This window comes from Brachybacterium tyrofermentans (genome assembly GCF_014897585.1).
GTDB classification, from domain to species: Bacteria; Actinomycetota; Actinomycetes; order Actinomycetales; family Dermabacteraceae; genus Brachybacterium; species Brachybacterium tyrofermentans.
The window spans coordinates 123076-145413 of sequence record NZ_JABUXW010000009.1; the positions used below are offsets into that span (position 1 = coordinate 123076).

At 70.8% G+C, this 22338-nt stretch carries 18 protein-coding genes; 7 read left to right on the forward strand and 11 right to left on the reverse strand.

All coding sequences use genetic code 11. The features are described from left to right. Positions 1-64: 64 nt before the first annotated feature. From acnA to dut, 5 genes are all read right to left on the reverse strand, one after another. Positions 65-2857, reverse strand: coding sequence for an aconitate hydratase AcnA (acnA, locus tag INT49_RS08520; protein WP_193117299.1), 2793 nt, complete (start codon positions 2855-2857; stop codon positions 65-67). Positions 2858-3082: 225 nt separating this feature from the next. Next, the gene (locus INT49_RS08525; protein WP_193117300.1) at positions 3083-4399 is read right to left on the reverse strand and encodes a class I SAM-dependent RNA methyltransferase; all 1317 of its coding nucleotides are present in this window, start codon (positions 4397-4399) and stop codon (positions 3083-3085) included. A gap of 162 nt (positions 4400-4561) precedes the next feature. Next, positions 4562-5317 (reverse strand): DUF3159 domain-containing protein, encoded by a 756-nt coding sequence (locus INT49_RS08530; protein WP_193117301.1) that lies wholly within the window; start codon positions 5315-5317, stop codon positions 4562-4564. Continuing rightward, positions 5314-6255 carry a DUF3710 domain-containing protein gene (locus INT49_RS08535; protein WP_226849971.1) on the reverse strand — a complete coding sequence of 314 codons (942 nt, stop codon included), beginning with the start codon at positions 6253-6255 and terminating at the stop codon, positions 5314-5316. Before INT49_RS08535 ends, INT49_RS08530 begins: the two co-directional genes overlap by 4 nt. A gap of 3 nt (positions 6256-6258) precedes the next feature. Continuing rightward, positions 6259-6792 (reverse strand): dUTP diphosphatase, encoded by a 534-nt coding sequence (gene dut / locus INT49_RS08540; protein ID WP_193117302.1) that lies wholly within the window; start codon positions 6790-6792, stop codon positions 6259-6261. 60 nt (positions 6793-6852) lie between these two features. Here dut and INT49_RS08545 point away from each other — a divergent pair, with 60 nt between their 5' ends. Next, a complete protein-coding gene (locus tag INT49_RS08545) occupies positions 6853-7380 on the forward strand; it encodes a DUF3093 domain-containing protein (RefSeq protein WP_193117303.1) in 528 nt (175 codons plus the stop codon). A 124-nt stretch (positions 7381-7504) separates the two neighbouring features. Here the strand turns inward: INT49_RS08545 and INT49_RS08550 are convergent, their stop codons facing one another. Next, on the reverse strand, positions 7505-7807 hold the full coding sequence (locus INT49_RS08550; protein ID WP_193117304.1) for a DUF4193 domain-containing protein: 303 nt from the start codon (positions 7805-7807) through the stop codon (positions 7505-7507). Positions 7808-8102: 295 nt separating this feature from the next. Between INT49_RS08550 and sepH the strand changes: the two genes are divergently transcribed. After that, the gene (gene sepH, locus INT49_RS08555) at positions 8103-9557 is read left to right on the forward strand and encodes a septation protein SepH (protein ID WP_193117305.1); all 1455 of its coding nucleotides are present in this window, start codon (positions 8103-8105) and stop codon (positions 9555-9557) included. Between the two features lie 72 nt (positions 9558-9629). Here sepH and INT49_RS08560 read toward each other — a convergent pair whose 3' ends face one another. From INT49_RS08560 to INT49_RS08570, 3 genes are read right to left on the reverse strand one after another with little or no spacing between them, the layout of a single operon-like run. Next, the gene (locus tag INT49_RS08560) at positions 9630-10811 is read right to left on the reverse strand and encodes an alkaline phosphatase family protein (protein ID WP_193117306.1); all 1182 of its coding nucleotides are present in this window, start codon (positions 10809-10811) and stop codon (positions 9630-9632) included. Between the two features lie 10 nt (positions 10812-10821). After that, positions 10822-11397 (reverse strand): DUF5998 family protein, encoded by a 576-nt coding sequence (locus INT49_RS08565; protein ID WP_193117307.1) that lies wholly within the window; start codon positions 11395-11397, stop codon positions 10822-10824. A 26-nt stretch (positions 11398-11423) separates the two neighbouring features. Next, positions 11424-14153: a GNAT family N-acetyltransferase gene (locus INT49_RS08570; RefSeq protein WP_193117308.1), complete on the reverse strand. Its 2730-nt coding sequence runs from the start codon at positions 14151-14153 to the stop codon at positions 11424-11426. 102 nt (positions 14154-14255) lie between these two features. Between INT49_RS08570 and INT49_RS08575 the strand changes: the two genes are divergently transcribed. The 4 genes from INT49_RS08575 (at position 14256) to INT49_RS08590 (ending at position 18804) form a co-directional block, all read left to right on the forward strand. Continuing rightward, positions 14256-16712 carry a DNA gyrase/topoisomerase IV subunit A gene (locus tag INT49_RS08575; protein ID WP_193117309.1) on the forward strand — a complete coding sequence of 819 codons (2457 nt, stop codon included), beginning with the start codon at positions 14256-14258 and terminating at the stop codon, positions 16710-16712. A gap of 23 nt (positions 16713-16735) precedes the next feature. Continuing rightward, positions 16736-17035 (forward strand): hypothetical protein, encoded by a 300-nt coding sequence (locus tag INT49_RS08580; RefSeq protein WP_193117310.1) that lies wholly within the window; start codon positions 16736-16738, stop codon positions 17033-17035. A gap of 44 nt (positions 17036-17079) precedes the next feature. Then, positions 17080-17949, forward strand: coding sequence for a D-hexose-6-phosphate mutarotase (locus tag INT49_RS08585; RefSeq protein ID WP_226849972.1), 870 nt, complete (start codon positions 17080-17082; stop codon positions 17947-17949). A gap of 561 nt (positions 17950-18510) precedes the next feature. Further along, positions 18511-18804 (forward strand): hypothetical protein, encoded by a 294-nt coding sequence (locus tag INT49_RS08590; protein ID WP_193117312.1) that lies wholly within the window; start codon positions 18511-18513, stop codon positions 18802-18804. Between the two features lie 124 nt (positions 18805-18928). On the opposite strand, the gene hisF is transcribed toward INT49_RS08590, so the two are convergent. Together hisF and INT49_RS08600 are read right to left on the reverse strand one after the other, a co-directional pair. Beyond that, entirely contained in the window at positions 18929-19714 is a 786-nt protein-coding gene (hisF, locus tag INT49_RS08595) for an imidazole glycerol phosphate synthase subunit HisF (RefSeq protein WP_193117313.1), read from the reverse strand. Then, complete coding sequence (locus INT49_RS08600) at positions 19711-21828, reverse strand: DNA gyrase/topoisomerase IV subunit B (protein WP_193117314.1); 2118 nt, start codon at positions 21826-21828, stop codon at positions 19711-19713. Before INT49_RS08600 ends, hisF begins: the two co-directional genes overlap by 4 nt. 129 nt (positions 21829-21957) lie before the next feature. On the opposite strand from INT49_RS08600, the gene INT49_RS08605 reads away from it, so the two are divergent. Then, positions 21958-22176, forward strand: a complete 219-nt coding sequence (locus INT49_RS08605; RefSeq protein WP_193117315.1) for a DUF7455 domain-containing protein — start codon at positions 21958-21960, stop codon at positions 22174-22176. Positions 22177-22338 lie beyond the last annotated feature (162 nt).

The window sequence follows — 22338 nt, forward strand, 5'->3', positions numbered from 1 at the left end:
GACTGCTGCGACGTCACGGCACGTGATCGTGCCGGCGCCAGAGCCGGTCTCTACCGGGGCGTCCTCACTTGCTGACGAGCTGGCGCAGCACGTACTGCAGGATGCCGCCGTTGCGGAAGTACTCCGCCTCACCGGGGGTGTCGATGCGCAGGACCGCGTCGAACTCCACCGTGGTGCCGTCCTCCTTCGAGGCGACGACCGTGACCGTCTTCGGGGTGGTGCCCTCGTTCAGGGCGGTCACGCCCGTCACGGCGAAGGTCTCGGTGCCGTTCAGGCCGAGCGACGCGGCGGACTCGCCGGCCGGGTACTGCAGGGGCAGCACGCCCATGCCGATGAGGTTCGAGCGGTGGATGCGCTCGTAGCTCTCGGCGATGACGACCTGGACGCCGAGGAGCTTGGTGCCCTTGGCCGCCCAGTCGCGGGAGGATCCGGTGCCGTACTCCTTGCCGGCCAGGACGACCAGCGGGATGTCCTGGGCCGCATAGGCCTGGGCCGCGTCGTAGATGAACTCCTGCTCGCCGGTCAGCAGGTTCTTGGTGTACCCGCCCTCGACGCCGTCGAGCAGCTCGTTCTTGATGCGGATGTTCGCGAAGGTGCCACGGATCATGATCTCGTGGTTGCCGCGCCGCGAACCGTAGGAGTTGAAGTCCTTGCGGGCCACGCCGTTCTCCTGCAGGTAGCGACCGGCCGGGGAGTCCAGCTTGATCGCGCCGGCGGGCGAGATGTGGTCGGTCGTGGTCGAGTCGCCGACCTTGACCAGCACGCGCGCGCCCTCGACGTCCTGGACGGGCTCCGGGGTCAGGCCCATGCCCTCGAAGTACGGGGGCTTGCGCACGTAGGTGGACTCGCCGTCCCAGGCGAAGGTGGCGCCCTCGGGGGTATCGAGCCCCCTCCAGCGCTCGTCACCGGTGAAGACGTCCTGGTAGTCCTCGGTGAACATCTCCTGGGAGATGGACTCGGCGATGACCTTCTCGACCTCGGTCGGGCTGGGCCACAGGTCGCGGAGGTAGACCTCGTTGCCATCCTTGTCGGTGCCCAGGGAATCGTTCTCGAAGTCGAAGTCCATGGTGCCGGCGAGGGCGTAGGCGATGACCAGCGGCGGGGAGGCCAGGTAGTTCATCTTCACGTCGGGGTTGATGCGGCCCTCGAAGTTGCGGTTGCCCGAGAGCACCGCGGTGACGGCCAGATCCTTCTCGGCGATCGCGTCGGAGACCTCCGGGTCGAGGGGACCGGAGTTGCCGATGCAGGTGGTGCAGCCGTAGCCGACCAGGTGGAATCCGAGCTCCTCCAGGGCGGGCCACAGGCCGGCCTTGGTGTAGTAGTTCGTCACGACCTGGGACCCGGGTGCCATGGAGGTCTTGACCCACGGCTTCGAGGTGAGGCCACGATCGGCGGCATTGCGGGCCAGCAGGCCGGCCGCCATCATCACCGACGGGTTCGAGGTGTTGGTGCAGGACGTGATCGAGGCGATCGAGACGATGCCGTGGTCGATCGAGTAGTCCGTGCCGGCGACCTGGACCGGGTTGGAGGCCCGACCGGTGACATGCTGGTGCGTCGGAGCCTTGCCTCCGGACTCGTTGTCCGAGTCGGGGGTGGCCGGATCGGACGCGGGGAAGGACCCGTCGCCGTTCGCGACCGTCGGGTGCCCGGTGGCGTAGGACGGCAGGACCTCGCGGAAGGACTCCTTGGCCTCGGCGAGCACGATGCGGTCCTGGGGACGCTTCGGGCCGGCGATCGAGGGCACCACGGTGGACAGATCCAGCTCGAGGTACTCCGAGTACACGGCCTCCGTGGAGGGGTCGTGCCACAGGCCCTGGCGCTTGGCGTAGTCCTCGACCAGGGCGAGCTGCTCCTCCGAGCGGCCGGTCAGGCGCATGTAGTCGACGGTCACGTCGTCGATCGGGAAGATCGCGCAGGTGGAGCCGAACTCGGGGCTCATGTTGCCGATGGTGGCGCGGTTGGCCAGCGGGACCTGGGTGACGCCCTCGCCGTAGAACTCGACGAACTTGCCGACGACTCCGTGGTCGCGGAGCATCTCGGTGATCGTCAGCACCACGTCGGTGGCGGTCGCGGCCGGCGGGATCTCGCCGGTCAGCTTGAAGCCGACCACGCGCGGGATGAGCATGGAGACGGGCTGTCCGAGCATCGCGGCCTCGGCCTCGATGCCGCCGACGCCCCAGCCGAGCACGCCCAGGCCGTTGACCATCGTGGTGTGGGAGTCGGTGCCGACGCAGGAGTCGGGGTAGGCGCGCAGGACCGGCGCCTCACCGTTCACGGAGACCTCACGGGTCATGACGGTGCGCGCCAGGTACTCGATGTTGACCTGGTGGACGATGCCGGTGCCCGGGGGGACCACCTTGAAGTCGTCGAAGGCGGTCTGGCCCCAGCGCAGGAACTGGTAGCGCTCACGGTTGCGCTCGTACTCGAGCTCCATGTTCTTCTCGAGCGCGTCGAGCCGCCCGGCGACGTCGATCATGACGGAGTGATCGATGACCATCTCGGCGGGGGCGAGGGGGTTGATCTTCTCGGGGTCGCCGCCCAGATCGCGCATGGCCTCGCGCATGGTGGCGAGGTCGACCACGCAGGGGACACCGGTGAAGTCCTGCATGATCACGCGGCCCGGGGTGAACTGGATCTCGGTCGACGGATCCGCGGCAGGATCCCAGCTCGCCAGCGCCCGCACGTGGTCGGCGGTGATGTTGGCACCGTCCTCGGTGCGCAGCAGGTTCTCGAGCAGGATCTTGAGGCTGTACGGAAGCTTGTCGGCGCCCTCGACGGCGTCGAGCGCGAAGATCTCGTAGTCGGTCCCACCGACAGTGAGATCCTGCTTCGCAGAGAATGAGTTGGCGGTGCTCATGGGGTGAACTCCTTGGGTTGGGGCGACCCCTCCATCGTAGGCTCGTCCGCCGCTGCGGACAGCCCGACGCGGCGACCGTCGCGAGGACGGGCGGGGTGCGGGGTGATCAGAGGTCTCCGGGGGACGTCTTCCCGGGGTCGCCCGGGAGGTATCTTGAAGTCAAGATAAGTCTACCACGGCGCGAGGTCTCTCCCGGACGACCCGCCCACCACGATCGGTCGTCCCTCAGGCGCGCTCGAGCACCGTCACGGACTCGACGTGGTGCGTATGCGGGAACAGATCGAAGGCCCGCAGGTCCACGATCTTCCAGCCGGCCTTCTCCGCGAGGGCCAGGTCGCGCGCGAGGGTCGAGGGCTCGCAGGACACGTAGACGATGCGCTGGCGCACGCTCTTGGCGAGCAGTCCGATGAGCTCCGCGCCGGCGCCGCTGCGCGGCGGATCGAGCACGACGACGTCGACGCCGCCGCGCCGGGCGCGCACCCAGTCGACGACGTCGGCCGTGGCGGTGGAGACCTGCGGCAGGTCCTCGAGGTTCTCGGCGGCGAGCTGCGAGGCTCGCCGGTTGCCCTCGACGGTGATCACGGTGCCCTCGTGCCCGACCTGCTGGGCCGCGGTGGCCGCGAAGAGGCCGACCCCGCCGTAGAGGTCCCAGGCGCTGCCGCCGTGCGGCGCCTTCAACGTGCGCTCGACGACCTCGCTGAGCAGCTCGGCGGCGCGACGGTGCCCCTGCCAGAACCCGGTGGCGCTGACGCTGAACAGGCGCTCGCCGACGCGCTCGTGCACCAGGCCGTCACCGCGCAGGGGGACCAGGCCGCGACCGGTGCGCACGGAGACGTCCGCGTCCCCCCAGGACTCGGGGATGACGACGGAGGCCGGATCCAGATCACGACCGATCAGCACCACGGAGGCGGGCCCGGCGGACGGTGCGACGGCGTCGACGGCCTCGGTCCCCTCGGGGGCCGTCCACTCCCCCAGCCGCAGGTCCCGGATCTCGGGGGACGCCAGAGGGTTCTCCCCGGCATCGCGGACGTCGTGGGAGCGCCATCCGCGCATCCCCACCCGGCCCTCGTCGTCCACGGCGAAGCGCACCCGCGTGCGTGATCCGAGGCCGTCGAGGTCGTGGGGCGCGGGCTCGACCTGTACCTGCTCGATCGGATAGCTGGTCACACCGGCGCGCCGCAGCAGCTCCTGCATGACCTCGCTGGCGATGCGACGCTGGGCGGGCAGCGCGATGTGCGCCCATTCGGCGCCGCCGACGCCGTCCACCGAGGATTCCTCCCAGATGGTCGGGACGCGGTCCACGCCGGCCTCGAGCACGTCGATGGCCTCGGCGCGCCAGAAGCGGGCGTCGGCCTGCTTCTCGGGGTCGTCCAGGAGGCGGGCCGTGACGGTCTCCCCCGGGGCCGTCCCGCGCACGAACACCACGCGACCTTCGTGACGCGCCACGAAGGTGCCGCCCGCGGCAGGTGGCCCGATGGTCAGGGTGAGGAGCCGTCCGCCTGCAGTGGGGGTGCTCGACATCGGCTCGGCCTCCATGCTCATCGTCCGCTCCCTCTCCGTCCACGGGGCGGTCACGCCCTCGCGGACCACCGCTGCCCGGTCTCGTGATGTTCTCCGGCCGCGACCTGTGCCGGGCGGAGTCTCGTCGGGTCCAGTGTCCCACCAGGCGGACCGATCCGGGAACACCGGCGCTCCGGAGCGCGGTCAGAGCTGCTCGCGACGTCCCAGCAGAGCGCGATGCATGAGCCACACCAGGTAGGCGATCACTGCGAAGGCCGGCAGGCCCATCGCGAGCTTCGCCACTCCGAGTGCGGCGACGTGCCCGGTCAGCAGGAGCGGGACCTGCACGGCCAGCTTCGCCGCGTACAGCCCCGCGAACAGCAGCGTGGCCCTGGTGTAGACGCGGCGGGCGTCCGGATCCTTCGCCCAGTCCTCGACCCGGGGGTCCAGGACCCCGACCAGCAGCCCGATCAGCGGCCTGCGTGCCAGCACGGAGACGAGGAGCACGAGCAGGGAGACTGCGTTGATCGCGATGCCGGGCGCATAGAAATCGGTGCCGTCGCCGGAGCGGATCGCCATCACCGCGCCGAGGGCGACCCCGATCAGCCCTCCGAGCACGGTCGCCGGGCTCTGACGCTGCACGAGGCGGACGATCAGGAGCACCGCGACCACGGCCACGGCGGTCACGGAGGCCGCGACCACCGACCGGCTCGCGACGAACACGACGATGAAGAGCAGCGTGGGCAGCACCGACTCGGCGATGCCGCGAGGTCCGCCGATCGCTCCCGCGACGGAGAACTCCTCCTGCTGCAGGACCCCGCCGAGCCCCGTGCGCGGAGTCGCCGATGGGTCCGTCTCCGAGCCGACGCTGTGCCGGCCCGTCGCACCGGGGCGCGGCTGCTCGGACCCGGCAGGCGCGGGGACGTCGGGGCTCTCGGGACCCTCGGGGATCCCGTTCATCCGATCTGGGTGATCTCGGGGCCGCGGGCCAGAGGGTCCAGCGGGCTGGCACCGATCTGGTTGAGACCGGGGCGCTGACCGGGAAGGTTGAGCGGGATCAGCTCCTGCGGGGCCATCGCCTCGCCACCGCGCACCACCACCAGCCGGGAGATGACGGTCTCGATGGCACGGGCCTGCTCCGTGTCGCTCAGGGCCTTGCCGGTGAGGATGGCCCGGAGGAACCAGCGACGGCCGTCGATCCCGATGAAGCGGGCGGGGCGATATCCCGTGCGCCCGTCGGCACGCTTCACCGGCAGCCGGGTGATCAGCTCCGTCCCGAACGCTCCGGGACGGGTCTCGGCCGTGCCGCCCTGCTTGACGACGGAGTCCCGGAGCGAGGTCCGGACGTCATCCCACAGGCCACGGGACTTCGGGGCGGCGAAGGCCTGCACCTGGACCGAGGAGCCGCCGATCACGAGGTTCGCGCCGGTGACGGCGCTGGTGCGCTGGTCGACCTCCATCCGCAGCTCCATGCCGTCGATCGTCGGCACCTGGAGCCCGCCGAGATCGATGCGGTCCTCCTCGGGCGCGTCGCTCTCGTCGTACGGGCCGTCGGCGAGGTGAGCGCCCCGCTCGACGGGCTCGTCGGCGGCCTTCTCGTCGGCGGTCGCGTCGGCGTCCGACGCGCTCGCGTCCTGGTCGCCGGAGGCCGACGCGGTCTCGGCCCCGGCTCCGGTCCTCACGCCCTCCACCTCGTCCTCGGCGGTAGGTGCCTCGGCGGTGGGTGCCTCGGCGGCCGCGGTCTCGTCGGCCGCGGTCCCCTCGGCTGCTGCGCTCGTCTCGAGGCCGTCACCATCGTCAACAGTGTCAGCTCCGTCAACGGTGCCAACTCCGTCAACGGTGTCGACATCGTCGGCGGTCGCGGCCTCCTGGCGCTTCTTGCGGGAGAACAGTCCCATGGCTCAACCCTCCTGGTTCTCATCGGTGGCGGTCGCTGTCGGTGCCTGCCCGAATCCGCCGCTGGACCCGAAGCCCGAGGTGGACCGGTCGGTGGCGTCGAGGTCGTCGACCTGCTGCAGCACGGGGGTCAGCACGGGGACCACCACCAGCTGGGCGATCCGGTCACCGGCACGGAGCGTGAAGCTCTCCGCCGGATCGGTGTTGTGCAGGGAGACCTTGATCGGCCCGCGGTACCCGGCGTCCACCACCCCGGGGCCGTTCAGCACGGTGATCCCGTGCTTGGCGGCCAGGCCGGACCGTGGGCAGACGAGGCCGACGGTCCCGCCCGGCAGGGCGACGGACGTCCCCGTGTCGACGAGGGCGCGCCCCCCGGCGGGGATCTCGAGATCGACGGCGCTGGTCAGGTCCAGGCCCGCATCGTCGGCGTGGGCTCGACGCGGCATCGCCGTCCCCGCAGCGAGCGTGATCCGCAGCGGTGGCGCGTCGGTGGCAGCGGCACGGGTGGCCGCGTTCGTGGTGTCAGACTCTTCAGGCATGCGCACAGGGTATGCCGTCCAGCCCGAGAGCTCCCAGGACGCGCGTGAGAACATCGGAGCATGACCGCAGCACCCGATCCCGTCCCCGGGACGCCGGCGAACGACGCCGCCTCCTCGTCCCCGCGCCCTGCGTCCCCCACCGCGCCGTCTTACCGCGAGAGGCTGCTGCCCAGCCCCGGCGCCTGGATCGTGGTGGTCGCGCTCGGCTCGATCGTCGGCCTGGTCATCGTGCCGCTGAACAGCACGCTCGCGCTCATCGTCGCGATCGTGAGCATTGCGATCGCGATCGTGCTCGCCGTCCAGTACTCGCCCGTCGTGGCGGTCCGTGACGGGACGTTCTTCGTGGGCAGAGCCCAGATCGACGTCGGCCAGCTCGGAGAGCCGGCCGTTCTCGAGGGCGAGGAGTGGAAACTGCTGATCGGTCAGGACTTTGAGCCCCTCGCGTACCACTGCGTGCGCGGCTGGGTCCATGCCGGGATCCGTGTCGAGGTCCTCGACGAGGAGGACCCGACCACTGCCTGGGTCGTCTCCTCGCGGCGCCCGCAGGATCTCGTCCTCGCGCTGCGCACCGCTCAGCAGCAGGCCTGACCCCCGCCCCGCCCTGACCCCCGCTCCGCGGTGATCCGGAACACCTCCGGACACAGCACCCGGGATGACGAACGGCGCCGCACCCCAAGGGCGCGGCGCCGTCGTGCACGGAGGCTCCGGTCGCTCAGGCGGCCGCGCACTCCTTGCAGATGATGAGGGTCCCCTCGACATGGTCGATCTGGCTGCGGTGCTTCACGAGGAAGCAGCTCGCGCAGGTGAACTCGTCGGCCTGGCGGGGAAGGACCCGCACCGAGAGCTCCTCCCCGGAGAGGTCGGCACCGGGGAGCTCGTACGAGTCCGCCGCCTCCGCCTCGTCCTCGTCGACCGCGGGGGCCGCCGACTCGTTGCGGCGACCTTTCAGCTCCTCGATCGAATCGTCGTTCGACTCATCGTCGTTCTTGCGCGGTGCATCGTAATCTGTGGCCATCTACGGTCCGTTCTCGTGGTTCGCGGTGGTCGTCCGACCTGGGAAGGCATGCGGTCATCCAGAGCATCGCGATCGCCCTTGCCCCCTCTGGGCCGGTCCGGATCGAAACGCTGAATGCGGCGGCATTATTGCAGAGAGGTCTGTGCTCGGCAACCGACGTCACATTCCACGGGCGGCCGGAGGGCAACACGCGCCGCTTCCGGGCCCGGACACCGCCGGGGAGCACTGCTAAGCGATATGGTCGCTGCCTAGACTTCTGCACGCCACCGACCAGGCTGCGACCGAGAGGACGACGATGCGAGAGATCGAACTCGACGGGATCCATGACGATGGGGAGCATGTGATCCTGGTCGACTCCGATGGCGAGCGGTACACGCTGCGGATCGACAAGGCGCTGCGCGCCGCGGTGCGCACCGACCGCCCTGCCCTGGGCATGATCCAGGCCGCGGACACGGCACCGCTGCGCCCTCGCGAGATCCAGACGATGCTCCGCTCCGGACGCAGTGCCGAGGACATCTCGGAGGCCGCCGACATCCCGGTGGACCATGTCCGCCGCTATGAGGGCCCTGTGCTCGCCGAGCGGGAGTGGACCGCTCAGCGCGCCCGCACCTTCCCCGTCGGCCGCGGCGGCCCGAGCCTCGACGACGTCGTCGCCGAGCGGCTCGCCGCCCGCGAGGCGACCGAGGAGACCGCCTGGGACGCCTGGCGCCGAGCCGACGGCACCTGGACGCTCGAGCTGACCTTCTCCGCCGCGGGGCGCACCCGTCAGGCGCACTGGGTCGCCGAGCTCGACAACCGCTCGGTCGCCCCGGTCGATGACGAGGCACGCTGGATCAGCGACGAGGACGCCCCGCCCGAGCCGACGCGCGGCCGCGCCCGCCTGCAGGCCGTGAAGAGCTCCGTCTACGATCTCGAGGCCGACGGCTCCTTCGACGAGAAGGCCTCCGGACCCCGTCGTGGGCGAGCCCCTCGGGCCGCCCAGCGTTCGTCGACGGACGACACGCCGCCCGCCCTCGACGACAGCGAGCTCGACGCGCTCAATGCTCGGCGTGGCCTGCGCTCGGTCCCCCAGCCCGTGGACGACTCCACCTCGGTGTGGACCAGCCTCGATGAGGACGTCCTGGACGGTGCCCGGACCGACGACGCCGCACCCGGCGAGGCCGACGACAGTGCCAGGACCGGAGGGACGGACGCAGCGGACGACTCCGCGGAGTTCGCCGGGACTGAGCCCGTCGGGAATGAGGCTGACGAGCCTGAGCCTGACCGGACTGAGCCCGCCGGGGCCACGGATGCGACGTTCGTGGAGGTCGCGGATTCCGACCGGGATGCGTTCCTGGAGCACGCCACGAGCGAGCCGGACCTCTCGGCCGACGTGGCCGACGCCGACGTCACGGACCGGACCTCGGACGCCGCAGCAGATGGCCTCGAGGACGCAGACGGCTTCGAGGACCAGGACGACGCCGACGACATCGACCGCACCGACGCCGACGCGGCGGGCGCTCGCACCTCGAACGCGCGGATCGGCTCCGGAGCCGGCGGCACGGTCCTCGATGAGCGGCACTTCCAGGACACCGTGGATCTGACGCCCCTGCCTGGCTTCAGCGCGACCTCCGCGCCCTCACCGGCGGATCCTGCCGAACCGACCGACGACCCCAAGCCCGCCAAGCCCGCCAAGGGCTCCAAGGCCAAGAGCAAGCGGGCCTCGATGCCCAGCTGGGACGAGATCGTCTTCGGGTCGAAGCACGACTGATCCGGCCTCACGACCGGACCTGATCATCACATCTCCGGCCGGTGCGGATGCCCGCGCCGGCCGGAGACGTTCTCAGACCGTCGTGCGCAGGAGCGGGACGAAGCTCTCGGCCTTCGTGAGCGATCCGTGCACACCGATCATCGCGCGGGCGGACGCCGGACGCCGTGAGAAGTCGTCCACGCTCCACCGGTCCCGGGCGAGCACGAGCACGTCGGGCAGGCGCCCGTCGACCCTCGCCGACACCTCGGTCCCCACCGGGGCGAGCAGACCCGAGGCGAGCACCTGGGCCCGGTCCAGGACCAGGGCGCGCCCTCCCAGCAGATCACGGAGCCCGCTCGCGAGCTCCTCGGCGGCACCATCGCCGTCGACGGCCCGCAGCGCGAGCGCACGGGACTCCCCCGCCACCGACACGGCCAGTCGCTGCAGCGTCGGATGGTCGGCGAGATCCACCGTCGTGCTCGGCGAGGTGTCGACCATGCCGTGATCCGCCGTGACATGGAGCCGCGTCCCGCGCGGCAACCGGCGCAGCAGCGATCCGAGGAGCGCGTCGACCTCGGCGAGTGCCGTGCGCCACTGGTCGCTGTCCACACCGTGGTGGTGCCCGGCGTGATCGACGTCGTCGACGTGCAGATGGACCAGACCGTCCGGGCCGGCGCGATGGAGCGCGGTGCGCACCGCCTCGACCCGGTCGCCCCGGCCATGGCCCAGGAACTCCCAGCCGCGGTACGCGACGCCGCTGAGATGGGACCCTGCATGCTTGGACGGCGCGACCTGGACCGCGCGCCGAGTTCCCTGCTCGACCAGCGTGGGCTCGGGCATCCACCGGCGTGGATCGACGGATCGGTCGCCGGAGATCTGGTTCAGGGGCTGCCCGGAGACCGGGTCATGGGTGAGATATCCCAGCACCCCGTGCACGAGCGGGGGCAGGCCGGTGTGCAGCGAGACCATCGCCGTGGCGGTGGTCGCCGGGGACACCGTGCGGATGCGCGAGATCTGTCCGTCCAGCCGCCGCAGGGTCGGTGTGAGGGCGCGGTGCGCGGAGAGCAGCCGGGAGCCCACTCCGTCGAGCAGGACCACCACATCAGCGCCCGGCTCAGGGGTGGAGACCAGCGGCGCCAGGACGTCCAGGAGGGCTGGTCGCGCGCCCGCGGCGAACGGGGCGGGCAGAAAGTCGTCGGGCCAGTCCACGCGATCTGCAGGGACGGATCGGGCGGCGGCCCGATCGGTGGGCGCGCGGTGCTCCGGCTCGGCCATGGGGGTCCTCTCAGGTGTCCAGGGCGTCGACCGCGTCGACCAGCTCGTCGTGGAAGCGCAGCGCGGCCTCGACCGCGTCGTCGCCATCGGCCAGGGCGCTGACGCGCAGGGCGAGGTCCGACGGCGCCATGGTGCCCGTGTAGCCGTGGTCGGCCTGGCAGTTGGGGTCTTCGCAGACGGCGCGCTCGAGATCCACGCGGTGGCTGCCGCTCCAGGTGATGCCGAGCGTGATCTCGGCCTCGCGGCCGGGGGTCTGCTGGCCGTCGGTGTCGAAGACCTGGGAGAGGCCGGTGGAGGCGATCCGCTGCAGCCGGACCCGCTCCGTGGTCGAGACGACCTGGCTCGGGTTCAGGGCGTCGGCGGGGTCGTCGTCGAGGTGCGTGACCAGCAGATGGGTGGCCGTCAGGACGAGGACCGTGAGGTGCCGGCGCACTTCGGGACCGTCGAAGGTGGTCTCCGGCCGTACGAGGTGGGCCAGGGGCCGCGCGCCGTGCAGGGAACGCTGCAGGCTCTGGGCGGCCGTCTGCGGGAAGTATCCGGCGGTCTCGAGCTCTGTGAGGAGATCAGCGGGAAGAGCTGTGGTCATCGGACCAGTGTCCCACGCCCTCGGGCTCAGGAGCCCGCCGGTCCCGACAGCGCTCGACGGGAGCTGTCGGTCCGGTTGGGAGCCGGGCTCAGCCGCACGGTGGCCCCCACGACGCTGACGCCCTCCTGTCCCACCAGCACCGGATACAGCTCGAGCATCGCCAGCTCCGGGAGGTCCTCGGCGAGTAGTCCGATCCGCACCACGAGGTCGGCGAGCGCCTCACGGTCGGCAGGTGGGAGCCCCTTGGCCCCCTGGAGCTTCACCGCGCTCGCCGGGGTGTCGATGAGGCCGCGTGCCCCCTCCTCGCTGAACGGCGGGATGGCGTAGGCGATGTCGTCGAGCAGGTCGGTGGCGTCACCGGCGACGGAGAGGGAGACGACGGGTCCGAGCGACGGGTCCTCGACGCTCCGCACCACCATCGGGACGCCCGGTGGGGCCATCGCCTGCACCTCGAGCGGGGCGCTGGAGAAGGACAGGTCGCGACGCATCGCCGCGACCGCATGGCGCAGCTGGATCTCATCGGGGATGGCCAGGCGCACTCCCCCGAGATCCGCCCGGTGGCGCAGCACCTCGTCGGTGCTCTTCAGGGCGACGGGATAGCCGAGGCCGTGCGCCTTCTCCACGGCGTCGTCGGCGTCGAGCACCGGATGGGAGTCCAGCACCCCGATCCCGTAGGCCGACAGCAGATCCCTCACCTCGCCGGCGGTGAGATCTCGGGTCGAGGGCCCGGTGGCGGCGAGGGCCCGGTCCACGAACTCCCGGGCGACGACACGGTCGACGTCCTCGCGATGCGCGGGTTCGTCGTCGTCGACCGCCGGGCGCAGAGCGGCCGCGAGCATCCCGGACCCGGCACGGACCGCCCCATAGGGCGTGGCATGGACGGGCGGCAGGTCCTGGTCGCGACGGACCGACTGCTGCACCTGGGCGTACCGGTCGGCATCGGTGATCAGGCAGACCAGCAGCACCACCTCGGAGTGGCGGGCCACGGTCGCCATCGCCCGGATCACCTCGAGGGCGTCCCCGCTGAGCGGGTCGAGGATGCCGGCGATGACCAGGTCCACCTCTCCGAGCGCGGCCATCGAGGTGAACGCGCGCTGGATCAGTCGGGGGTCCGGGGACAGCGGGACGCTGCGATTGTCGGCGACCACCTCGAGACCCGCCTGGTCGGTCGCCCCGCGCAGGGCGGCGCCGAGTGCGGCGGTGTTCGAGAGCAGCCCGACGCGCTGGCCCGGCGGGAGCCCCTGGCGCCCGATGGCGTCGGTGATGTCCAGGAGATGGTCCACCCCGGAGGCCTGCACGACACCGGAGGATCCGAGCACCTGGTCCAGGGCACGGCGCGGCAGCGTCGAGCGGCGCACGTCGTGACCCGGGGGCGTCGTGGAGTCGACGCCCGGCGGACGCAGCACGATCAGCGGCACCTTCCGGGTGAGGCGCCGGGCGAGCCGGGTGAACTTGCGCGGGTTGCCCATCGATTCCAGGGCGAGCGCGATCACCCGGACGTTCTCGTCGTCCTCCCAGTGCTGGAGGGTGTCGTTGAGGGAGACGTCCGCCCGGTTGCCGACGCCGACGAACTCGTGGAGGCCGATCCCGCGGGTGTCCGTCCCCGCCAGCAGCAGCGCGGACAGCGCGCTGGACTGGCCGGCGAGCGCCACGGGGCCGGGGCGCGGCATCTTCGGGGCGAGGGAGAGGCTGATCGCGTCCTCGCCCGTGCGGAGGAAGCCGAGCGACCCCGGGCCCAGCAGGCGCATGCCATGGAGTCGGGAGCGCGCCACGAGCCGCCGCTGCAGCTGACGTCCCTGCTCGCTGTCGGTGAACCCCTCGGTGGGGATCACGACGCTGCGCACCCCGATCTCCGCGCACTGCTCGATGGCGTCGAGACAGGCTTCCGGCCGCAGGGCGATCACCGCGAGGTCGACGGTTCCCGGGATGTCCTGGACCCGAGCACGGGTGCGGTGGCCGCGCAGCTCGAACGCCTCCCGGGAGACGACGTGGACGGCGCCGCCGTACCCGGAGGTCTCGAGCGCCGTGAGGAACCGGCCCCCGGCGGAGTCGGCGCGCGAGGACACCCCGATCAGCACGACGGACTCCGGTGTCAGGAGGCGCTCCATGGCCCGGGCCTCCGCGCGGTGCTCGCGTTCCGCCATCACCGCGAGGGAGCGCTTCGTGGGGTCGATGCGGAAGGAGACCAGCACGACGCCGTCGTCCATCGTGCGCTCCACGTCGAAGCCGGCCTCGGTGAACACGTTGATCATCTTCGCGTTCTGCGGGAGCACCTCGGCGGTGAAGAAGCTGATCCCCCGTTCGCGGGCCGCGGCCGCCAGATGCTCGAGCAGCACGGAGGCGAGCCCGGCCCCCTGGCGCGCGTCGGACACGTTGAACGCGACCTCTGCCGCTCGCGGTTCGATGCGGTCGTACCGTGCGACGGCGATGATCTCGTCGCCCACCAGCACGATGAAGGCCACCCGGTCGTGGTGGTCGACGTGCGTGAACCGGGACAGGTCGCGGGGCGAGAGCTGCGGCATCGCCGCGAAGAAGCGGAGATAGCGGGAATGCTCGGACTGCCGCTGATGGAAGTCCTGGAGGGCGTCCGCGTCCGTGGGACGGATCGGCCGCAGATGCGCCGCGGACCCGTCGCGCAGCGCGATGTCGGCCTCCCAGTGCGCCGGGTACTCCGGCGCGGGGTCCGCCGGGGCGTCGGCGGCGCGACGTCGCAGGGAACGCAGGGGTTCACGCCTGGGCACACGACTGTCGGACATGCTCGGATCCTATCGCCGACGACTGTGGAATAGACGGGATTCACGTCCCGTCCGGGCCCTGGTTCCCGGGATCATGGCCGGTCATGCGCCATGATGTCCCTCATGGCCCGATCACGAAGCACCCAGCCGCCCGCCGGGGATGACGAGGTCGACGAGACGATCGTCGACATCGACGTCACCAGTGAGATGGAGACGTCATTCCTCGAATACGCGTACTCCGTGATCTATTCCCGGGCCCTCCCGGACGCGCGCGACGGGCTCAAGCCCGTCCAGCGCCGGATCCTCTACATGATGGCCGAGATGGGACTGCGGCCCGAGCGCGGGCACGTCAAGAGTCAGCGCGTCGTCGGCGAGGTGATGGGCAAGCTCCACCCCCACGGCGACACCGCGATCTACGACGCCCTGGTGCGCATGGCCCAGAGCTTCAACATGCGCATGCCCCTGGTGGACGGGCACGGCAACTTCGGCTCCCTGGACAACGGGCCGGCGGCCGCCCGGTACACCGAGGCCCGCCTCGCCAAGGCTGCTCTGCTGATGACGGACTCGCTGGACGAGGACGTCTCGGACATGATCCCGAACTACGACAACCAGCTCACCCAGCCCGATGTGCTGCCGGCGCAGTACCCGAACCTCCTCGTCAACGGGGCCTCGGGCATCGCCGTCGGCATGGCCACGAACATGGCCCCGCACAACCTGATCGAGACGATCGCCGCCGCACGTCACCTGATCGACCATCCCGAGGCTGATCTCGACGCGCTCATGCGCTTCGTCCCCGGTCCGGACCTGCCCACCGGCGGCCGGATCGTCGGACTCGACGGCATCCGCGACGCCTACCGCACCGGGCGCGGCTCGTTCAAGATGCGGGCCACGACGCGCATCGAGAACATCACCTCCCGCCGCAAGGGCATCGTGATCACCGAGCTGCCCTACCAGGTGGGCCCGGAGAAGGTCGCGGAGAAGCTCCGTGACGCCGTCCAGGCCAAGCGGGTCCAGGGGATCACCGACTACCAGGACCTGACCGACCGCCACCACGGCCTGCGCCTCGTGCTCACCGTGAAGTCGGGTTACGACCCCGAGGCCGTGCTCTCGCAGCTGTACAGGTACACGCCGCTGGAGGAGTCCTTCGGCATCAACAACGTGGCCCTGGTCGACGGCCAGCCGCGCACCCTGGGCCTGAAGCAGATGCTCGAGGTCTTCGTCGACCACCGGCTGCGGGTGGTGCGCCGGCGCACCGAGCACCGGCTCGCCAAGCGCAGGGCGCGCCTGCACCTGGTCGAGGGCATGCTGCTGGCGATCGTCGACATCGACGAGGTCATCCAGATCATCCGCAGCAGCGATGACGCGGAGTCCGCGCGCACGCGTCTGATGGGGGTCTTCGATCTCTCCGAGCTGCAGGCCGAGTACATCCTCGAGCTGCGCCTGCGCCGGCTGACGAAGTTCTCGCAGATCGACCTCGAGGCCGAGCGCGACGACCTCCGTCGGGAGATCGAGGCGCTCGAGGAGATCCTCGGCTCGGACGCGGTGCTGCGCGAGCTGGTCTCGACGGAGCTCGCCGCGGTCGCCGCCGAGCACGGGGACTCCCGGCGCACCGTCCTGCTGGAGGCCGCCGACCAGCCCGCCGTGACCGCCTCCGGGTCCCTCGAGGTCGCCGACGAGCCCTGCCGGGTGCTGCTGACCGGCACGTCCCTGGTGGCGCGCATCGCCGGCGAGGACGTGGTGCTGCGGGAGGGCCAGCGCGCCTCCCATGACGTCATCGTCTCCGACGTGCTCACCTCGACCCGATCCACCATCGGCGTCGTCACCGATCGGGGTCGTGTGCTGCACCTGTCGGTCGTGGAGCTGCCCTCGCTCGCCCCCACCGCCGGGGCGCCGTCCCTGGCGGGAGGCACCCGACTGGCCGATCTCCTGGACCTCGAGCGCGACGAGCGCCCGATGGGTCTGATCCGGCTCGCCGAAGCGGATCTGGCCCGCGGCGGCGCGATCGCGCTCGGCACCCGCCAGGGCGTCGTGAAGAGGGTCCAGCTCGACTTCCCCCGCTCCGACGGCTTCGAGATCATCGCGCTCAAGGACGGTGACACCGTGGTGGGCGTGGTGGATATGGAGGAGGACAGCGACCTGGACCTGGTGTTCATCAGCTCCGACGCGCAGCTGCTGCACTTCCCCGCCTCCGGGGTCCGGCCCCAGGGCCGTGGCGCCGGCGGTGTCGCCGGGATCAAGCTCTCCGCCGACGCCCACGTCGTCGCCTTCGGGACGGTCGACGTCACCGGTGCGGCGGACGTCGTGACGGTGTCCGGCAGCTCCGGCACCCTGCCCCTGCTGCAGACCGGCTCGCTCAAGGTCTCGGCCCTCACGGAGTTCCCGGCCAAGGGCCGCGCCACGGCCGGGATGCGCTGCCACCGCTTCCTCCGGGGCGAGGACACGCTCATCGGCGCCTGGGTGGTGCCTCACCCCGCCCGGGCCTGCTCGGAGGCCGGCCAGCCGATCGATCTGCCTGAGCCCACGGGCCGACGCGACGGCTCCGGCACGCCGGTCGCCGTGCCGATCGCCGCGGTCGGCTGAACCGCGCGCGGCGAGCTGGCCCGATGACGCGTTCCGAGGACCTCGCCTCCGTGATGGCACGCACCCGTGCGCGGCTGCTGTCGACGGAGCCGATCCCGACAGAGGGCATCAGCCTCACGCTCGGCATCGCCGGGGCGGTCGCGGGCCTGGTGGTCGGACTCCTCGTCCTGCGCGGCACGGCTCCCCCGTCCGGTCCGGGATCCATCAGGCAGCTCGCCGCCGTGTGCGCGCCCTCCGCCCCCGGTCTGGTCGCGGCGCCAGCACCCCACGAGGCACCGGATGCCGACCGCGTTCGGGGACCCGGTCCGACGGCAACTCCCTGACACCTGCCGGTCGGGAGCCTCTCCCCCGTGCGACGATGAGTGCTATGAACACTTCGAGCACCGCCGCTTCCCTCTCCTTGCCCGACGGGGTCCTCCTCGAGCAGGTCCATGGCACCGACGCGATCGTCGTCGACGTGCCGTCCGCTCGCGCCGTGGTCCACCTCGACGGCGCGCATCTGACCAGCTGGGCGCCGGCCGGGGAATCCGATCTGCTGTGGCTCAGCCCGGATTCCGCCTTCGGCCTCGGAGAAGCCATCCGCGGCGGCATTCCGCTGGTCGGCCCCTGGTTCGGGCCGGGACGCGACGGGTCCATGACCGTCAAGCACGGCTGGCTGCGCAACGTCCGCTGGGAGCTCGTCTCCGCGGCTCTCGACGGTGACGACGCCGTCCTGGAGCTCGCGACCCCGCAGGATGCCGCGGAGCTCTCGGGGACCGTCGTGTTCCGCATCGGGGCTGAGCTCTCCGTGGATCTCACGCTCACCGCCGGGGCGAGGTCGCTCGAGATCGAAGCCGCCCTGCACACCTATCTCGCCGTCGACGACGTGCGCCGGATCGCGATCCAGGGGCTGGAGAACGCGGAGTACCTCGACAACACCCGCGGCCTGGCTGCGGACGTGCTCGGGGGCGAAGCGCTGCGCCTGACCGGTTCCACGGACCGGATCGTCGACGCGCACGGCGAGGTCACGATCACCGACGAGCTCGCCTCACGTCGCCTCGTCTCCACGCCCCGCGGCACGGCGAAGACGATCGTGTGGAACCCCTGGGACGAGCTCGTCACCGGCATGGCCGACCTCCCGGACTCGGCCTGGCCCGAGTTCGTCTGCATCGAGCCCGCCGTGGCGAAGGGTGCCTTCGTGGCCCTCGAGCCCGGTGCCTCGCACACCCTGGGCGTCACCTACCGCATCGAGCACTGAGATCTGACAACTGCGCTCTGAGTTCTGAGTTCTCAGCACGGATCACCGAGCGTGCGTGTCCCAGCCCGCGCTCTGCTCCGAGGACCCGGTCCCTCCCTGCCCTGGGCGTGGCCGGGTCCTCTGCTGTCCGTCCTGCTGTCCTTCGTGCAGTCCGTCCCGCTGTGAGCAGGATTTATTCGCTTGCCGTCCAGGGACCGGGATGGTCGACTGTCCCCATGGAGATGCACACCACCCCGTTCCCGGACCGCAGAACCGCGGTGCCGCTCGGCTGTGGCGCGCCCTCCGTCGGGCAGCACGGATCGACTGTGCCCGCGACAGCGCACGGTGGGGCACACAGCACCACCGGCCGCGCCGCATAAGCCTCGCCGAGGCCGGAGACCGCTCCGCGTCGCAGCATGTCGGCTCCCTGCCGACGTCGCAGCATGTCGGTCCCCTGCCGCCCCGTCATGACACTCCCTCGACCCTTGTCGAGCGGTTCTTGACGCCCTCTTCGCCCTGCGGACACGTCCTGTCCGCGGTGCCGAGAAGACTCGAACCCACCCCACCGGCCAGGAGGCCGCCATGTCTGTCCAGACTCCCCTCGACCGTCCACCCACCACCACCGTCATCACGCCGCTGCCGACGCTGCGGGATCCGCTCCCTGAGCCCCGCCGTGCTCAGAGGGCCGATTCGGATCGCCTCCCGCCCGATACGAGCGCCGTTCCGATCGCCGAGGAACGCGCCGAGGCACCGACACGTGCCCGCCGCCGCGCGATCGAGCGCGCGCGCCGCCGTGATGCTGCCGAGCAGGCGCTCCAGGAACGGGATCGGCTGTTCCTGAGCGCGCTGGCCGTCAGCGCCATGCCCCGGCGGTGACGCCGCGCTCCGGCTCACGACCACCGTGGGATTGATGAGACAGGGCCCCGTCCGTTCCCGGACGGGGCCCTGTCCTGCGCGCATCCGTCACCGAGCCGCGACCCGGCGTCGGACGGTCTGGCGGTCAGCGCACGGTGATGCCGTCGGCCGCCATCTCCTGCTTGACCTCGGCGATCGTCATCTTCTGGAAGTGGAACACGCTCGCCGCGAGCACGGCGTCGGCGCCGGCGTGCACGGCCGGCGCGAAGTCTGCCGGCGTTCCCGCACCGCCCGAGGCGATCAGCGGGAGAGTGGTGGCCTCCCGCGCGAGCCGGATCAGCTCGAGGTCGAAGCCCTTCTCGGTGCCATCGGCATCCATGGAGTTCAGCAGGATCTCTCCGGCGCCACGCTGCGTCACCTCGCGGATCCACGCGATCGCATCGATGCCGGTGCCGCGGCGGCCTCCGTGCGTCGTGACCTCGAAGCCGGACCCGCTGCGGGCCGTGCCCTCCGGGGTGTCCTCGGTGACGCGCCGGGCGTCGATCGAGAGCACCAGCACCTGATTGCCGAAACGGTGGGAGATCTCGCTGATCAGCTCGGGACGGCCGATGGCGGCGGTGTTGACGCCGCACTTGTCGGCGCCTGCCCGCAGGAGCTGGTCCACGTCGTCCACCGAGCGCACCCCGCCGCCGACGGTCAACGGGATGAAGATCTGCTCCGCGGCGGCGCGCACCACATCGATCATGGTGGCCCGGCCGCCGGAGGACGCGGTCACGTCGAGGAACGTGAGCTCATCGGCCCCCTCCGCCCCGTACCGGGCGGCGAGCTCGACCGGGTCCCCGGCATCGCGCATGCCCTGGAAGTTGACACCCTTGACGACCCGGCCGGCATCGACATCCAGGCAGGGGATCACACGGACGGCGACACTCATGCGTCGATCCTCTCCAGGTCGAGCTCTTCGGCTCCTTCGATGATGAACTGCTTGCGGGGAGCGACCTCGGAACCCATCAGGAGCTCGAAGACCGCGCTGGCGGCCTCCGCATCCTCGATGCGCACGCGACGCAGGGTGCGATGGCCGGGATCCATGGTGGTGTCCGCCAGCTGATCGGCGTCCATCTCCCCCAGTCCCTTGTACCGCTGGATCGGTTCCTTGTACCGCTTGCCCCGCCGATCGAGATTCTTCAGGAGCTTGTTCAGCTCCGCCTCGGAATAGGTGTAGACCAGCTCGTTCTTCTTCTTGCCGCCGTGGACGATCTCCACCCGATGCAGCGGCGGGACCGCGGCATAGACCCGCCCGGCCTCGACCAGCGGCCGCATGTACCGGTGGAACAGGGTCAGCAGCAGCGTGCGGATGTGGGCACCGTCGACGTCGGCATCCGTCATCATGATGATCTTGCCGTAGCGTGCGGCCTCGAGGTCGAAGGTGCGCCCGGAGCCGGCGCCGATGACCTGGATGATCGCCGCGCACTCGGTGTTCTTGAGCATGTCCGTGATGGACGCCTTCTGCACGTTGAGGATCTTGCCGCGGATGGGCAGCAGCGCCTGGTGCTCGGAGGAGCGTGCGTTCTTGGCGGTGCCCAGGGCGCTGTCGCCCTCGACGATGAACAGCTCGGAGCGCTCGACGTCATGGGTGCGGCAGTCGGCCAGCTTGGTCGGCATCGTGGACGACTCCAGGGCGTTCTTCCGCCGTGAGACCTCCTTATGCATCCGCGCTGCGATGCGCGCCCGCATCTCGGAGACGACCTTGTCGACGACCAGAGCGCCCTGCTCCTTCTCACCCTTCGTGGTCGAGGTGAGGAAGGTGGTCAGCTGCTGCTCGACGACCTTCCCCACGATCGCCCGGATCGCCGGGGTCCCGAGGATCTCCTTGGTCTGGCCCTCGAACTGCGGTTCGTCGATGCGCACGCTCACCACGGCGGTCAGGCCGGCCAGGGCGTCGTCTTTCTCGATCTTCTCGTTCTTGGTATTGAACTTCACCCGTCGGGCCTGGTTCTCGACCTGCTTGCGCATGGTCTTGACCAGCGCCTGCTCGAAGCCGGCCATATGAGTGCCGCCCTTGGGCGTGGCGACGATGTTCACGAAGGAGCGCAGCGTGGAGTCGTAGTCGGCACCCCAGCGCAGCGCGATATCGACCTCGCAGGAACGCTCCACGTCGGTGGAGACCATGTGTCCGTTCTTGTCGAGCACGGGCACGGTCTCGGTGTAGTCGCCCGAGCCCTGCAGACGGATCACATCGGTGATCTTCTCGTCCTGCGCCAGGTACTCGACGAATTCGCTGATCCCGCCGTCGTACTTGTAGCTGCGGGTGGCCGGCTGATCCGGGGAGGCCTCGGGACGCTGATCCGTGACGGAGATCTGCAGGCCGGGTACGAGGAACGCCGTCTGCCGGGCACGTCGGTGCAGCTCGTCGAGCGCGAAGTGGGAGCCCTTGATGAAGATCTGCGGATCCGCCCAGTACCGCACCCGGGTGCCGCTGACACCGCGCTTCGCCTTGCCGATCACGCGCAGCTCCCCCGGACCCTGGGCCGGGGTGAAGGGTGCCTCGGCGGCGGGCTGGTCGCCGTCTTCGAACTTCCCCGGCTGACCGCGCTGGAAGCTCATCGCATAGGTCTTCCCCGCACGGTCCACCTCGACATCGAGGCGGCCGGAGAGGGCGTTGACGACGCTCGCGCCGACTCCGTGCAGGCCGCCGGAGGCCGCATAGGAGCCGCCGCCGAACTTCCCGCCGGCATGGAGCTTGGTGTAGACGACCTCGACGCCGGTCAGCCCGGTGCGTGGCTCGACATCGACCGGGACGCCACGGCCGGTGTCCCGGACCTCGACGGAGGCGTCGGGGTGCAGGATCACCGAGATGGACTCGCCGTGACCGCCCAGGGCCTCGTCGACCGAGTTGTCGAGGATCTCCCACAGGCAGTGCATGAGCCCGCGGGAATCCGTCGATCCGATGTACATGCCGGGACGCTTGCGGACCGCCTCCAGGCCTTCGAGGACCTGGAGGTTGCGTGCGTCGTATGCGGACTTCTTCGAGCTGCTGGAGGTGGCCACGCCTCGGATCCTACGTGTCCGGCGCCCCGGAACCGCGCATTGCGGCACCGCTCACAGGTTCGTTGCGCCCCGAGCGAACCACAGCCCCAAGTACTCCCCTCAGCGCGCGTCCGATGCTAGAAAAGGACCATGAACCTGACTCTTGAAGCCCCCCGGCTGACCGCACACGACCGCTGCGACCGCTGCGGCGCCCAGGCGTACGTCAAGGTGCTCCTGGAGGCTGGCGGCGAGCTGATGTTCTGTGCACATCACGCCCGCGCCCACCAGGACGCCCTCAAGGACGTCGCCTCCGAGTTCATCGACGAGACGGAGAGGCTGCACGCCAAGCCTGAACCCGTCGAGGACTGATGATCCACGGTCCGGGTGACGCGACCTCGCACCCATGACATGACGAGAGGGCACCCACCGCCGGTGGGTGCCCTCTCGTCGTCCCGGTCCCTGACGGCGACCTCGGCCTCACCCTGACGGAGAACCAGGCCTCGACCTCTTCCTCGTTCTCGGCCTCCTCAG

What these genes read in the sequence shown, in the direction of transcription:
- INT49_RS08565 (WP_193117307.1), bottom strand. Translation starts at nt 11,397, where the DNA reads ATGACCACAGCTCTTCCCGCTGATCTCCTCACAGAGCTCGAGACCGCC.
- acnA (WP_193117299.1), bottom strand. Translation starts at nt 2,857, where the DNA reads ATGAGCACCGCCAACTCATTCTCTGCGAAGCAGGATCTCACTGTCGGT.
- sepH (WP_193117305.1), top strand. Translation starts at nt 8,103, where the DNA reads ATGCGAGAGATCGAACTCGACGGGATCCATGACGATGGGGAGCATGTG.
- INT49_RS08605 (WP_193117315.1), top strand. Translation starts at nt 21,958, where the DNA reads ATGAACCTGACTCTTGAAGCCCCCCGGCTGACCGCACACGACCGCTGC.
- INT49_RS08550 (WP_193117304.1), bottom strand. Translation starts at nt 7,807, where the DNA reads ATGGCCACAGATTACGATGCACCGCGCAAGAACGACGATGAGTCGAAC.
- INT49_RS08530 (WP_193117301.1), bottom strand. Translation starts at nt 5,317, where the DNA reads ATGAACGGGATCCCCGAGGGTCCCGAGAGCCCCGACGTCCCCGCGCCT.
- dut (WP_193117302.1), bottom strand. Translation starts at nt 6,792, where the DNA reads ATGCCTGAAGAGTCTGACACCACGAACGCGGCCACCCGTGCCGCTGCC.
- INT49_RS08570 (WP_193117308.1), bottom strand. Translation starts at nt 14,153, where the DNA reads ATGTCCGACAGTCGTGTGCCCAGGCGTGAACCCCTGCGTTCCCTGCGA.
- INT49_RS08590 (WP_193117312.1), top strand. Translation starts at nt 18,511, where the DNA reads ATGTCTGTCCAGACTCCCCTCGACCGTCCACCCACCACCACCGTCATC.
- INT49_RS08585 (WP_226849972.1), top strand. Translation starts at nt 17,080, where the DNA reads ATGAACACTTCGAGCACCGCCGCTTCCCTCTCCTTGCCCGACGGGGTC.
- INT49_RS08545 (WP_193117303.1), top strand. Translation starts at nt 6,853, where the DNA reads ATGACCGCAGCACCCGATCCCGTCCCCGGGACGCCGGCGAACGACGCC.
- hisF (WP_193117313.1), bottom strand. Translation starts at nt 19,714, where the DNA reads ATGAGTGTCGCCGTCCGTGTGATCCCCTGCCTGGATGTCGATGCCGGC.
- INT49_RS08575 (WP_193117309.1), top strand. Translation starts at nt 14,256, where the DNA reads ATGGCCCGATCACGAAGCACCCAGCCGCCCGCCGGGGATGACGAGGTC.
- INT49_RS08535 (WP_226849971.1), bottom strand. Translation starts at nt 6,255, where the DNA reads ATGGGACTGTTCTCCCGCAAGAAGCGCCAGGAGGCCGCGACCGCCGAC.
- INT49_RS08560 (WP_193117306.1), bottom strand. Translation starts at nt 10,811, where the DNA reads ATGGCCGAGCCGGAGCACCGCGCGCCCACCGATCGGGCCGCCGCCCGA.
- INT49_RS08580 (WP_193117310.1), top strand. Translation starts at nt 16,736, where the DNA reads ATGACGCGTTCCGAGGACCTCGCCTCCGTGATGGCACGCACCCGTGCG.
- INT49_RS08525 (WP_193117300.1), bottom strand. Translation starts at nt 4,399, where the DNA reads ATGAGCATGGAGGCCGAGCCGATGTCGAGCACCCCCACTGCAGGCGGA.